This window comes from Massilibacteroides sp. (assembly GCF_028705895.1).
GTDB lineage: Bacteria > Bacteroidota > Bacteroidia > Bacteroidales > Tannerellaceae > Massilibacteroides.
In genome coordinates, this window is record NZ_JAQWCQ010000032.1 from 14,184 (window position 1) to 28,846 (window position 14,663).

At 37.5% G+C, this 14,663-nt stretch carries 12 protein-coding genes; 11 read left to right on the forward strand and 1 reads right to left on the reverse strand.

Annotated features, from left to right (window positions below; all coding sequences use genetic code 11):
• Positions 1–5: 5 nt before the first annotated feature.
• Positions 6–1,787 carry a DUF6057 family protein gene (locus PHT93_RS09405; protein ID WP_300242144.1) on the reverse strand — a complete coding sequence of 594 codons (1,782 nt, stop codon included), beginning with the start codon at positions 1,785–1,787 and terminating at the stop codon, positions 6–8.
• A 204-nt stretch (positions 1,788–1,991) separates the two neighbouring features.
• On the opposite strand from PHT93_RS09405, the gene PHT93_RS09410 reads away from it, so the two are divergent.
• The 11 genes from PHT93_RS09410 to PHT93_RS09460 all read left to right on the forward strand — a co-directional run bounded on the left by PHT93_RS09410 (position 1,992) and on the right by PHT93_RS09460 (position 14,624).
• The gene (locus PHT93_RS09410) at positions 1,992–2,543 is read left to right on the forward strand and encodes an RNA polymerase sigma-70 factor (RefSeq protein WP_300242145.1); all 552 of its coding nucleotides are present in this window, start codon (positions 1,992–1,994) and stop codon (positions 2,541–2,543) included.
• Positions 2,544–2,632: 89 nt separating this feature from the next.
• Complete coding sequence (locus PHT93_RS09415; RefSeq protein ID WP_300242146.1) at positions 2,633–3,616, forward strand: FecR family protein; 984 nt, start codon at positions 2,633–2,635, stop codon at positions 3,614–3,616.
• Positions 3,617–3,712: 96 nt separating this feature from the next.
• Positions 3,713–7,153 (forward strand): TonB-dependent receptor, encoded by a 3,441-nt coding sequence (locus PHT93_RS09420; protein WP_300242147.1) that lies wholly within the window; start codon positions 3,713–3,715, stop codon positions 7,151–7,153.
• A gap of 5 nt (positions 7,154–7,158) precedes the next feature.
• Positions 7,159–8,991: a RagB/SusD family nutrient uptake outer membrane protein gene (locus PHT93_RS09425; RefSeq protein ID WP_300242148.1), complete on the forward strand. Its 1,833-nt coding sequence runs from the start codon at positions 7,159–7,161 to the stop codon at positions 8,989–8,991.
• 10 nt (positions 8,992–9,001) lie between these two features.
• Positions 9,002–9,682, forward strand: a complete 681-nt coding sequence (locus PHT93_RS09430; RefSeq protein WP_300242149.1) for a DUF3823 domain-containing protein — start codon at positions 9,002–9,004, stop codon at positions 9,680–9,682.
• 147 nt (positions 9,683–9,829) lie between these two features.
• A complete protein-coding gene (gene hisH, locus PHT93_RS09435) occupies positions 9,830–10,420 on the forward strand; it encodes an imidazole glycerol phosphate synthase subunit HisH (RefSeq protein WP_300242150.1) in 591 nt (196 codons plus the stop codon).
• Positions 10,420–11,151, forward strand: coding sequence for a 1-(5-phosphoribosyl)-5-[(5-phosphoribosylamino)methylideneamino]imidazole-4-carboxamide isomerase (gene hisA, locus PHT93_RS09440; protein WP_300242178.1), 732 nt, complete (start codon positions 10,420–10,422; stop codon positions 11,149–11,151). Before hisH ends, hisA begins: the two co-directional genes overlap by 1 nt.
• A gap of 19 nt (positions 11,152–11,170) precedes the next feature.
• On the forward strand, positions 11,171–11,926 hold the full coding sequence (gene hisF / locus PHT93_RS09445) for an imidazole glycerol phosphate synthase subunit HisF (protein ID WP_300242152.1): 756 nt from the start codon (positions 11,171–11,173) through the stop codon (positions 11,924–11,926).
• A gap of 18 nt (positions 11,927–11,944) precedes the next feature.
• Complete coding sequence (gene hisIE / locus PHT93_RS09450; RefSeq protein ID WP_300242153.1) at positions 11,945–12,538, forward strand: bifunctional phosphoribosyl-AMP cyclohydrolase/phosphoribosyl-ATP diphosphatase HisIE; 594 nt, start codon at positions 11,945–11,947, stop codon at positions 12,536–12,538.
• 28 nt (positions 12,539–12,566) lie between these two features.
• Complete coding sequence (locus PHT93_RS09455; protein ID WP_300242154.1) at positions 12,567–13,241, forward strand: ATP-binding cassette domain-containing protein; 675 nt, start codon at positions 12,567–12,569, stop codon at positions 13,239–13,241.
• A 66-nt stretch (positions 13,242–13,307) separates the two neighbouring features.
• Complete coding sequence (locus tag PHT93_RS09460) at positions 13,308–14,624, forward strand: aspartate kinase (protein ID WP_300242155.1); 1,317 nt, start codon at positions 13,308–13,310, stop codon at positions 14,622–14,624.
• Positions 14,625–14,663: the final 39 nt, after the last annotated feature.

Sequence of the window (14,663 nt, forward strand, 5' to 3'; positions counted from 1 at the left end):
AAGAATTAATTGTCAAAGATTAAATATAACCAATATGTATCACCAAATTGAGCTCTCATCTCTCTCTCAAATGACGGCGTATGTTGTTTTGTTTTGGCCACCTCATTGAATGTCCGGAAATTTTGTTCGACTTTTAAACTGACTCCGTTCTTTACCCAAAATGTAGGATTGTTTCGTTCCAAAGTAACAACAGCCTCTTGATGTAAAGTCGATAATTTAGGCCAAACCGGTGTACCGTAATACAATTCTAATAGATGTCTGAAACTCTTCCTGTCTTTATTTAAAAGACACATAGCTGCAAGATATTGTATAGCAATCTGATTTTCCGGATTATTAATAGCCAATTGCTCCAAGGTATGAACTACTTTGGAAGAGACCGCATAATTCCCGTTTCCTACAAGTGCTTTTCTTTTATTGGCTAAAGTAGTATCTTTTTCCACTTCGTTGTCACTGTATAAGAATCGCTTGAGTTCATTGGCTGAAGATTTATAATAAAAGGTTTTTTCTAAGATTGAAATATATTTTTTAGCTACAGCATAGTTCCCGAAGATAATATTTGTTTCGATTAGTCGTAGAAGCATGTAACCGCTTCCCCCGTTTATTGAAGCCACTGTTGCTTCGAAAGCCATTTTCTGAGAGGAGGCAATATCTCCGATATGATAGTATATTTCGCTTAATAATACAGCATCGTCGATGGTTGAATCCCATTGAGGAAGAAGATCCTGCACACCTTTAGGACGTCTTTCGAAAAGTTTTTCTCCCAATAAACCCTGTTTCGCCAAAGCTAAATTTAGTATGGGGTTTAAGCGGTTTTGCAATGCGAAAGGAGCTGTATAATTAGCTATTACATTTTGCCACTGATGATTCCGTACGAAATAAGATTGTTTCTGAAAATTGTAATATTCTCTGTCTTTAGATAGACGTATAACATAAAAACTCACAAAGAGTAAACAAATCCCCAACGATATAAACCAATAATTCTTTACCGATGACTGTTTTACTTCCCGTTTCCCTTTCAACAAGAACAGACTTGCAACAAAGAGGATAAAAAAAACTATCCAAGGGTAATACATAGATGAGTTGTGAAGCTTGGGATCATAGTAGGTATCCGGTAATAGTAAATTTGTAACACTATCTTTTACTCCTGTTTTTAATAAAAACCAGATAGATATCAACCAGGTTAAAAGAGGAAAGACAATAATCCATGCTTTTTTTTCTCGTTTATGTAACTCATAAGGTATCATCAGGGCGATAAAAAGAGTAACGGTTGCTCCTGCTCCTGCAAAAAGAATAAAGATGAATAGTATTCCGGATAGTATTCGTAAAACAGGTGTTTTGATTCGAGTATAAATAAACAGACATAAAAAGGTTAATAACAAAGCGATTGTTCCTTCTATTTTATAGTTTACATCAAGATGTAATGGAATTAAAAACAAAACAGGAATAAATGAAATGACAAAAAGATTTTTGGAGACGTAGCTTTGTCTCATTGATAAATAGAACAAGACACCGATTGCAGTTAACAATAATGCGGTAAGAGCAGGACCAATAAAAGAGATGATAAAAAACTGAACACAAAACCGGGCAAGATAAGAGGATAAGCCACCATAATCAAATAACAGTTCTTTTACATATTCCTGCGTAAATAAAAATAATTGGTATTGTTCAATATTTAAAAAGTGATATTTCCAGAATAAGTGGAAGAAGAGTAATAGCGATAAGAAGAAGAATACTCCTCCGAAAACTACTATTGAATTGTGGTTGTTTTTGTTATAGGTTTGAGACATGTGTTATGATTTTTGCAAGAATAGAGTTCCGCCAAAGTTATCTTTTTTTCGAAACAGATCTTATGATATCGCGTGATTTTTCTAATTACTCCTTTTTTTTGTCGGGAATTTTCTGAAAAGTTTTTTTGCCTTTGTGAACACAATATCTTATTTTTAACTTTTTTTGTACGAACTTTGTGCTTCTCTCAAAGTCGAATAAAGACTATGGAATATAATTCTGATGACATTCTTTTGTTGAAGTTAATCAAGGAAGGAGACCAAATTGCTTTTAAGCATTTATTCTACCTTTATTCAGATTCCCTTGAGCGTTTTATTCTGTATTATATTAATAATAGAGAGAAAGCTCAAGAGATAGTGCTTGATATATTTACTTACATATGGGAAAATAAAGAACGTTTTGAAATTCGTTTAACATTAAAAGCTTATTTATTTCAATCAGCCAAAAACAAGGCCTTTACCTATATTCGTGATAAGAAACAGCCGGTTTATCTCGACGATGTAGATCTGTCTAATAAAATCCAAGAATATGACACTCAATTAGAGTTAGAAGAATTATCAAACTTAATTCAGGAAGCGATATGTTTGCTTCCCGAGAAATGTCGTACGATTTTTGAAAAAAGCCGGAAGGAACTACTTACAAATAAAGAAATTGCGGCAACGTTAAAAATATCGGAGAAAACTGTGGAGGGACAAATAACTATCGCTTTGAAAAAAATAAGAGCCTTCCTGGGTGATTCTTATTCTTATTTGTGGTGATTTAGATAAGCAAAAACATTTTTTCTTACTTCTGTTTAGGGGATGGTTCTCATTATTGAGTCTTATTTAATATCAATAATAGAACTTAAATGAGAAGAAGAATTCCTTGGGACATCTTATTGCCGGCGTTTAAGCAGGAGATAACGTCTGAACAAGAAGAGCTGTTGAATATTTGGCTTGAGAAAGATGACAACTTTCAAATATACTCTGATCTACACCGACTTTGGTTAAATATAATTCGTGATAATATAGAACATCAATCCGATGTTGAGAAGCAATGGGAAAAATTAGAAAAACGAATAAATAACCAGTCATCTTCACATAAAATATTTATGTGGAAGCGTATAAGCATAGTTTCTGCTGTAGCTTCTTTTCTGATTTTGTGCTTAGGAATATTCGGGTTTTATATAAACGACGAACATTCCCCCAAAGAGCTTGTTATGCACACCTATTCTTCTCTCAATGGCAAATCAAAAGTCTTATTGCCTGACGGTTCGGTTGTTTGGTTGAATACCCAATCTTCTATAACTTATTCAGGTGCATTAAATGATGCAAAAAGACTTGTCTCTTTGCAAGGTGAAGCATACTTTGAAGTTGCGAAAGATAAAACCCGCCCGTTTATAGTTTCTTGTGATGATGCGGAAATAGAGGTGTTCGGAACGTCTTTTAATGTTAATTCCCATGAAAATGTTAAAGTAAGCCTTTTGTCGGGATCTGTGTCTGTCAAATCCGATAGTATAACAAAACAAATACATCCGGGTGAAATTGCTATCTGCGGAACCTCTGTGGATAAGATCATAGTGCAAAATAGTGATGTGACTTTTGATGCAATATGGGCGCGTGAATCAATAAATTTTGAACGAAAATCAATACGCGAACTATCCTCTTACCTTTCTAAATGGTATGGGGTTACTATTCTCTTAGACCCGACTATCCCGGATGATCAGGCTTATACTTTTAAAATAACGATAGAGCCGTTAGAAGAAATACTACGTCTGATGGCTCGAACCAACCCCATAGAATACAGTTTTGACGAAAATAATGTATTGACAATAAGACGAAAAATAACCTAAAATAATTGCCTATGAGAATAAATCTTAAATGAATATTATGAAAAAAAGGTATTAACCTAAACAAAGTTTTTTGAAATTTAATCTTAAAGTAAGTTTATGAAGAAACAAGAAATGTTATTTCTGAACAAAGGGATAGAAAGAATTCTGTTTCTATTTCTTTTCTTATGCTTGCCAATCGGACATTGTTCAAAAGTCCATGCAGAAGAGCAAGTGAAATCAATAACGATGGAATTGAAGGATGTATCGCTTGATTATGCGATAAAGGAGATTGAAAAAACGAGTGGATATTCGTTTTTTTATGATGAGAATACGATTAACCTCTCAGAACGGGTTAGTATTACTGCCCAAAATAAAAGTTTAGAAAAAGTTTTATCGGATGTTCTGAGATCCACAAACATGACGTTTGAGATTTCAAATAATCAGATTGTCTTAATACCGATAGGTAAGGAAAAAGAGACAATGGAAGCTTTTATTATGATTGATAAAGCATCACCTCAACAGCATAAGAAGATTATTAAAGGTGTTGTTCTCGATTCATATAAAGAACCTGTTATTGGTGCCAATATTGTTGAAAAAGGAACAACCAACGGAACGATCACAGACATTAATGGAGCTTTTAGCTTAAGTGTTCCGGATAATGCCTCATTAATGGTCTCTTATATTGGTTATCTGTCTCAGGAGGTTGCGGTAACAGGAGATAATCTTACTATTTCTTTAAAAGAAGATACGCAGACCTTGGAAGAGGTTGTTATAACCGGTTTCGGTCTTTCTCAAAAGAAAGCGACATTAACCGGAGCTATTACTTCGGTGGGTTCAGATGAGATTAGTCGTTCAGTTGCATCAACGGCATCCGGAGCTTTAGTCGGAAAAATTGCGGGTATTAATACACGGCAAACAGATGGTCGCCCGGGAGCATCGACTTCCGTACAAATTCGTAACATGGGTAACCCTCTTTACGTAATCGATGGGGTTCAATCTGATGCAGGTCAATTTAACAATATTGATTTCAACGACATCGAAAGTATCTCTGTCTTGAAAGATGCTTCTGCTTCTATTTACGGGGTACGTGCTGCAAACGGGGTGGTTGTTGTTACTACCAAGAAAGGAAAAAGAAACACAAAAAATACGGTCTCAATTAATAGTTACTACGGTTGGCAGAGTCCGTCAACCTTCCCGAAACCTGCGGATGCAGCGACATATATAACTAATTACATACAGTCAGAAACAGTTCAGGGAAAAACGGATTATACCTATAGTAAAGAAGATTATCAAAAATGGTTGGCAGGGACAGAAAAAGGATATGTTCCGTTTGACTGGTATGATTTTATATGGGAGACCAATCCTCAATATTACCTGAATGCAAATGTATCGGGTGGATCAGATAAGATTAATTATTATTTTTCTGTCGGACACTTGAATCAGCAAGCTATGATTGTTAATTATGGTGGTTTCCAACGTACAAACGTTCAGATGAGTATTGATGCTCAGATCAATGAACGTTTGAAGATCGGTGCTACTATGAACGGTCGAATAGAAGAACGTAAAAATCCGGGTGTTCCTGAAGCGGACGACTATTGGATGCCTCGTTTCGGTACTTATCGAAATCTACCGACTAAACGTCCTTTTGCTAATGACAATCCAAAATATCCGACATTAACGTCTTCTAATGCTGCGACAAATTTTGGTTGGTTAAATTATGAATTGTCCGGAGAATATAAAGAAACATGGCGAGTAGCTCAATTACAGGCTACGGGAGAATATGATATTTTCGATGGATTGAAGGCTAAAGCTTTGGTAGGGTACTATCTGGCTTATCAAAACATGAATAATCAGGAATATACCTACAAGCTTTATGGGTATGACGAAGCTACAGATACTTATCCGGTAATATTCGAAAACACCAATCCCTGGAGGGAAAGAAGAGTTGGTCATAACGAAGAGGTTATGTCGAATATTCAATTGGCATATAATAAAAAGTTCGGAGATCATAATGTATCTGCAATTGCCGGTTTTGAAGCAATAAAACGTGATACTCCTACTTCCTGGCTTCACTCTATTCCAACAGCGAATGCATTGCATCTGATTGATTATGAAACGATGGATACATATACTGACGAAGGTAATGAAACAGAAGCTCGTCTTGGCTGGTTGTTCCGTGGAAATTATGACTATGCGAATAAGTATCTGGTTGAAGTTTCCGGTCGATACGACGGTTCCTGGAAATTTCCACCGAATCAGCGTTGGGGATTCTTCCCTTCTGCTTCTGTTGGTTGGAGAATTTCGGAGGAAGCGTTCTGGAAGGAAGCAAAAATTGCTAACGTATTTAGCGATTTGAAAATACGTGGTTCTTATGGTATGGTAGGAGATGATGATGTTTCAGGATATTCAGCTTTCGACTATATGAGCGGTTATAACTATAAGAATGGTGGTTCTGTAATTGATGGTAAATACACGATCGGTTCCGTACCTCGTGGATTACCAGTGACTACTTTGTCCTGGATTAAAGCTAAGATTTTGGATATTGGTTTTGATGTGGCATTTTTAGATAATCGCCTTTCCGGTCAATTTGACTTTTTCCGTCGTAAACGTACGGGTCTTCCGGCTTCAAGATATGATGTTCTTCTTCCCTCCGAAGTTGGCTTCTCTTTGCCAAAGGAAAACCTGAATTCGGATGTTCATATGGGATATGACGCTGCAGTTCGTTGGAGTGATAAAATTGAAGATTTTACTTACTCAATCGGAGGAAATATTACCTATGCTCGCTTCTATGACTGGGAACAATACAAACCACGTTTCTCAAACTCATGGGATGAATATAGAAATTCAATAAATCATCGTTTTGGATATGTAAACTGGGGATTAGAAGCGATAGGTCAGTTCCAGAGCTGGGAAGAAATTGCCACTTATACAATTGACAATGACCGTCAGGGAAATAAAACATTGCGTCCCGGTGATATCAAATACAAAGACATCAACGGTGATGGCGTGATTAATAGTATGGATGAACGACCAATAGGGTATCGTGAAGGTGCTACGCCTATTCTGAACTTTGGTCTGAACTTTGCTTTTGGATGGAAAGGATTTGATTTGTCATTTGATATTACAGGTGGAGCATTGGCTTCATGGTATCAGGATTGGGAACAACGTAATCCATTCCATGATGGAGGTAACAATCCTCAGTATTATATGGAAGATACTTGGCGTTTGGCAGATATCTGGGATGCAAACAGTGAGTTAATACCGGGGAAATATCCAATGTTGTTAATAGGAAACAGCTCGCATAGTAACTATTGGAATAGTACTTTCTGGAAGAGAAACGTGCGTTATGTCAAGTTACGTAATTTAGAATTAGGTTATACGCTACCTAAGAGTCTCGTAGAAAAAGCCTTGATATCAGAATTACGTTTTTATGTAGCAGGTACTAATTTACTTACATTGACAAATGCGCCAGGTATTGACCCCGAGTCATCGGAGGGAAATGGTCTGGGATATCCGACTACTCGCGTGATAAACATTGGTGTTAATCTTAAATTTTGACAAGTATGAAGATAAAATATATAATTGCAGCAATGGCAACTTGTATGTTGTCTATGACTGCTTGTGATGGTTTTCTGGATCAGGAACCTGATAAGATTATGACAGATGATCAGATTTTTGGAGATGCAGTCATGATTAAGTCTGTTTTAGCTAATTATTATGGTCGTGTAACATGGGGGCAACATGTGGCAGACTGGGGTGCACTGACTGTGTTAGATGAGGCTGCTTATTGTAATGGCGGTCCTGATCATCGATCTACATTCGAAGATGATCGTTGGAGGGTGTATGATTATACATTAATTCGTAATATAAATCAATTTTTATCCGGATTACGTGCTACTACCGTGTTGAAAGACTCAGAAAAAGCTCCATTAGAAGGAGAAGCTCGTTTTTTACGTGCCTGGTGTTATTTCAATATGTGTCGTGGTATGGGAGGAATGCCTATTGTTGGAGATGAAGTCTTCGATTATCAGGCAGGAATGGATATTACGGCTATACAGTATCCTCGTTCGACAGAAGTTGAGCTATATGACTATATCATAAAAGAATGTCAGGAGGTTTATGCTATGTTGCCTGCAGAAAAACAGACAAACTCAGCACGAGTAAATAAATGGGGTGCAAAAATGTTGGAAGCTCGTTCTGCTCTTTATGCGGGTTCGATAGCTAATTACAACAACAAGATGGCAAGCCCTATCAAAACAGATGGTGGTGAAGTAGGCATTCCAGCATCTAAAGCTGAGTCTTATTACAAGATTGCATTAGCTGCTGCTGAAGATGTTATTAAAAACAGTCCTTACTTGTTGCAAGATAAACGGCCGGATGATAAAGGGCTTAACTTTTATGAAGCTGTTTGTGTAAAAGATAATAATACCGAAGTGATCTGGGCACGTGATTATAAATATCCCGGACAGACACATGGTTTTACAACACAAAATGCGCCGAAGTCTCATGCTGAAGATATCGATAATAGCTATTTAGGAGTCGTATTGAATTTAGTAGAAGATTACGAATTGATAAATACTTCTACTCCGGGTCAGAAAAGTCTTATTCAGACTACTGAAAATGGAACGTATAAATTCTATAACTCAGCCGACGAACCATTCAAGGATCGAGATCCGCGTTTGTGGGGAACTGTTATTTATCCGGGTGCTTCTTTCAAAAGTGTTGAGGTTGTTTTACAGGCTGGTCAATTAATCCGTGAAAACGGAAGCTGGGATATTAAAACAGGCGACTTGAATTCTAAAGATGAACAAGGAAACTTGATAACCTCTCAGAATGGTCCTAAAGAATCAAATGAACAATACATTAATAAAACAGGTTTCTACGTTCGTAAATACTTAGATGAAACGCCTTCTTCAGGAACTCGTGGACGTGGTTCTGAAATGTGGATGCCTCGTTTCCGAATGTCAGAAGCTTATATGATTGCTACAGAAGCTGCTTTTGAATTAAATAATGATAAAGCAATTGATTATATAAATGCAGTTCGCGAAAGAGCTGGAGTTCAACCGTTGACTACGCTTGTTTTTGATAATATCGTACATGAAAATAGAGTGGAGTTTGCTTTTGAAGACCACAGGTATTGGGACATGAAGCGCTGGCGTTTAGCAGATAAGATATGGAACGGAAACAACAATGATGAACAAGCCCGTCATAGACGTTTATGGCCGTACAAAGTTGTCGCTCCTGGTGATCCTAATGATGGAAAATGGGTGTTTGTTGAAGATTTCTTGTTTATGTCTCCGAATGCTCGTTATTTTAAGATGCAGAATTATTATAACTTCCTTGATTTGGGATGGATCAACAATAATCCGAAATTAGTTAAGAACCCGTATCAATAATTGAAATGTTATGAAAATTAAAATAATATCTAATATTCTTTTTGTCCTTGCCTTTTTGATTTCGTTGACAGGTTGTGGTAAGGATAATTATGATGAACCTGGATCAACTTTAATAGGTAAAATTACATATAATGGTGAGAGCCTTCATCTGCGTGGGACGGGGGAAGCAATCCGACTTCAGCTTTATCAGGACGGGTATGCAAAACGAGACCCTATTTCTGTGTATGTAGGGCAGGATGGAGATTTCTCTGCTGTCCTTTTCCCGGGAGAATATAAGTTGGTAACCCGTGATGGAAATGGGCCTTGGGTAAATACACGTGATACAGTTGTCGTAAACCTAAAAGGTACGGCTACTGTGGAATTAGAAGTAACACCCTTCTTTACGGTTTCCGGGGAAAATCTTACAGTTTCCTCTACTGCTATGAATGCTTCGTTTACGATTAATCAAATAGTTCCGACGGCTAAAATTCAGAGGGCTATGTTGATTTTAAGTAAAACGCAATTTGCTGATGATGTAAATAATTTATTCCGTAAAGACTTTTCAGATATTTCGGTTGGAACGGTGAGCCTAAGCGCTGATATTAGCGGCAATGCGGATGTAGCCAATGCTGAGGCATTATATGCTCGAGTGGGAGTACAGGCTGTAGGTGCAGATCAGGCTATTTATTCAGAAGTTGTACGTTTGAGATAATAATTATCTTTTTGAGTGAAGCCCCTTTGTTTCCGGAATAACCGGCAAAGGGGCTTTCTTGTTTCTTTATCAATAATATTCCGCTTTGAAGGGGTAGCTACTGATTATTTACTATTTTTGTAATTTAAATTAAAGAGCTGAAGGACGATGAAGGTTGTCATTATAAAGTATAATGCAGGTAATATTTATTCGGTTGATTATGCGTTGAAGCGTTTGGGGGTTGAACCTGTTATTACAGATGATCCGAAGTTGATATGTAGCGCAGACAAAGTGATTTTTCCCGGAGTAGGGGAGGCGCTTTCTACAATGACTTATTTGAAAGAACGAGGATTGGATGCTCTTATCCGCGGATTGAAACAGCCTGTCTTGGGTATCTGTCTCGGGATGCAGCTGATGTGCCGCTTTTCAGAAGAAGGGTCAGCTATTTGTTTGGGAATTTTTGATACTCATGTGAAGCGATTTATTCCTGACCGCCACGAGGATAAAGTTCCTCATATGGGATGGAACACGTTGACCGATGTGAAAAGTTGTTTGTTTACTGCAGAACAGGAAGATAAATTTGCTTATTTTGTTCATAGTTATTATGTGCCTTTGAATGAATATACAATAGCAACGACAGATTATATTCTGCCCTTTAGTGCGGCTTTACATAAAGATAATTTTTATGCTACACAGTTTCATCCGGAAAAAAGCGGAGATGTGGGAGAACAGATATTGACTAACTTTCTTAAATTATGATGTGTAATAATGTAATAGAACTTATTCCTGCCATTGATCTGATAGATGGTAAATGTGTGCGCCTTACGCAGGGGGATTATAGTTCAAAGAAGGTATATAATGAAGATCCGTTAGAAGTCGCTAAGATGTTTGAAGATCATGGTATTACCCGGCTTCATCTGGTTGATTTGGATGGTGCACGCGCAGGTCGTGTAATTAATTATCGTGTATTAGAACGAATTGCAACCCGCACGGCTTTAATTATAGATTTCGGTGGTGGGCTAAAGGCTGAGGATGATCTGGAGATCGTGTTTGAAAGTGGAGCCCAGATGATTACAGGTGGTAGTATTGCTGTAGACAACCCAGCGGAATTTGAATCCTGGCTGAATAAATACGGAAGTGAAAAGATCATTCTTGGAGCTGATGCGAAAAATAAAAAAATAGCCGTCAATGGTTGGGAAGAAACAACAGAGCTTGACTTAATACCGTTCATTCGTGATTATTATAAAAAAGGAATTACCAAGGTTATTTGTACGGATATAAGTAAGGATGGAATGTTGGAAGGTCCTGCGATTGATTTGTATAAGGAAATACGTGAAGAGGTGGAATATGTTCACATAATAGCAAGTGGAGGTGTTTCGTCTATTGATGATATCGAAAAATTAAGAGAAGCGGGAATTCCGTCTGTCATTTTTGGAAAGGCTATTTATGAAGGTCGCATCCAATTGAAAGAATTATTACGCTTTACCTGATCTGAAAAATAGAAAAAGAATGCTGGCTAAAAGAATCATACCTTGTCTGGATGTAAAAGACGGTAAAACAGTAAAAGGAGTGAATTTTGTGAATTTCAGAGATGCGGGAGATCCGGTCGAATTGGGAGCACAATACAGTCGGCAAGGCGCTGATGAATTAGTTTACTTAGACATTACTGCGTCTCATGAAGGACGAAAGACATTTACTGAATTAGTTAAGAAAGTGGCTGCAAATATCAGCATCCCATTTACTGTCGGAGGTGGTATTAATGCTCTGTCAGATGTAGATCGTTTATTGGCTGCCGGAGCAGATAAGGTTTCGATCAATTCATCTGCTTTGAGAAATCCTGATCTGATAGAGGAGATCGCTAAAAATTTTGGAAGTCAGGTTTGCGTTGTTGCAATAGATGCTAATTTAGAGAATGGAAATTGGTTGTGTTACCTCAACGGTGGACGTATTCCGACAGACAAATTTTTGTTTGACTGGGCAAAAGAGGCAGAAAGTCGTGGAGCCGGCGAAATCCTTTTTACGAGTATGACACATGATGGGGTGAAAGAAGGCTATCCGAATGAAGCCCTTGCGTATTTAGCTGATACATTACATATTCCTGTGATCGCTTCCGGCGGAGCAGGTGAGATGAGCCATTTTCGTGACGCCTTTACTCTCGGAAAAGCGGATGCTGCTTTGGCTGCCAGTGTGTTTCATTTCGGTGAGATAGGAATATCAGACTTAAAAAAATACCTTTCTGAAGAAGGGGTAAACGTACGATTATAAACAAGATCATAATATAAAATGAAATTAGATTTCGAAAAAACAGGCGGCTTGATTCCCGCAATCATTCAAGACGAGAATACCTCTAAAGTATTAATGCTTGGTTATATGAATGAAGAATCGTATAAATTAACAAAAGAAACCGGTAAGGTTACATTTTATAGTAGAAGCCGCGAAAAATTATGGGTAAAAGGTGAAACAAGCGGTAACTTCTTAACGGTAGTAAGCATGGTGGCAGATTGCGACAACGATACTATCCTGATCAAGGCGATTCCGGCCGGACCTGTTTGTCATACAGGTGCTGATACTTGTTTCGGTGAAAAAAACGTAGAAGATATTCTTTTCCTGAAATATCTGCAGAATTTTATTGAACAACGTCGCCAGGAAATGCCCGAAGGTTCTTATACAACTTCATTGTTTACCAAAGGCGTAAACCGTATGGCTCAAAAGGTAGGTGAAGAAGCTGTGGAAACAGTAATCGAAGCAACAAACGGTACGGAAGATGGTTTTATATATGAAGCGTCCGATTTGATTTATCATTTGATCGTATTGCTGACAAGTAAGGGGCTTCGCATGGAAGATCTGGTACGTGAATTAAAGAAAAGGCATAAATAAGAATCTTCGGATAAAAAATAGTTCAGATATGGAAGAAACTGTTCTGCTGAAAATGAATAATGTAAGCATTTGCCGCGAAGAAAACGTGATATTGAGAAATGCGTCTTTTGAATTGAAGAACGGCGAATTTGTCTATATAATAGGTAAGGTCGGTTCCGGCAAGAGCAGTTTGTTGAAATCATTTTACTGTGAACTCCCAATAGATAGCGGAGATGCCCATATTCTGGATTATGATTTAAATTCCATCAAACGTAAAGATATTCCTTATCTGCGAAGAAGACTGGGAATTGTTTTTCAGGATTTTCAGTTGTTAACAGACCGTTCCGTAATTAAAAATCTCGAATTTGTACTGAAAGCAACCGGATGGAAGAAGAATGAGATGTCGGAACGGATTGCCAAAGTATTACATCAGGTAGGGATGCAGAATAAAGGATATAAATTACCTCATGAACTCTCCGGAGGTGAACAACAGCGTATTGTTATTGCGCGTGCATTGTTGAATAATCCGTCAATTATTCTGGCCGATGAGCCGACAGGAAATCTCGATCCTGAAACCGGAGGACAGATTGTACAGCTACTACATGATATCTGTAAAGAAGGTACGGCTGTTATTATGACTACACATAATTATACTTTGGTTCAGAATTATCCCGGACGTGTTGTGAAATGTGAGAATGCTTGTCTTACTGATGTTGGAGAATGAATTTTTATGTAACTTTGTTGCGTGTTTGATTAAAACATGAACAATTTAATAATAGATATAGAAAAAATGAAAGTTATAAAGTTTGGCGGTACTTCTGTGGGAACAGCCCAGAGGATGAAAGATGTAGCGAAACTAATCACTGCAGAACAACGGAATATTATTGTTTTGTCTGCTATGTCAGGAACCACCAATTCATTGGTTGAAATATCCGATTACTTATATAAAAAGAATCCGGATGGAGCAAATGAGGTGATCAACAGATTGGCTCAGAAATATTTTGTGCATATCGATGAATTGTATGATACGGCTGATTACAAGAAGAAAGCCAGAGAACTTGTGACGTCTCATTTTGATTATATCCGTTCCTTTACAAAAGATCTGTTTACACTGTTTGAAGAAAAAGTTGTTCTGGCTCAGGGAGAACTTATTTCAACAGGAATGGTAAATCTTTATCTGAATGAACAAGGAGTGAAATCGGTTCTATTGCCAGCGTTAGAGTATATGCGTACGGATAAAAATGCCGAACCGGATCCTGTTTATATTAAAGATAAGCTGACTAAATTGCTTGCGGAACACAAAGAGGCTGATTTATACATCACGCAAGGATATATCTGTCGGAATGCATATGGTGAGATTGACAATCTGCAACGTGGAGGAAGTGATTATACTGCTTCATTGATCGGAGCTGCTTTAGAAGCAGACGAGATTCAGATTTGGACAGACATCGATGGTATGCATAATAATGATCCGCGTATTGTGGAAAAAACCTCACCTGTGCGTAATCTTCATTTTGAAGAAGCTGCTGAATTAGCTTATTTCGGTGCGAAAATTCTTCATCCTACCTGTATCCTTCCAGCTAAGATCCATAATATCCCTGTTCGTTTGTTGAATACGATGCAACCGGATGCACCCGGAACATTAATTTCAAATAAATTGGAAAAAGGCAAAATCAAAGCTGTTGCAGCAAAAGATAATATTGTTTCCATAAAGATAAAGAGCGGCCGCATGTTGCTTGCAACCGGCTTCTTACGTAAAGTCTTTGAAATATTTGAAGATCACAAAACACCGATTGATATGGTGACTACCTCTGAGGTTGGTGTGTCTGTGACAATCGATAATCGCAAACATTTGGAAGAGATTGTCGATGATCTGAAGAAATACGGAACGGTGACAGTCGATAATGATTTAGTCATTATTTGTGTTGTCGGTGATTTGGAATGGGATAATGTCGGTTTTGAAGCACGTATCGTTTATGCTTTGAAAGATATACCTGTACGAATGATTTCGTATGGCGGAAGTAATTATAATGTGTCATTATTGGTGAAGGCTTCTGATAAGCAGAGGGCACTTCAGGCATTAAGCACTCATTTATTTAATAACTAAAAAAAAGAGGACAGCTTATTTAAACTGTCCTCTTTTTTT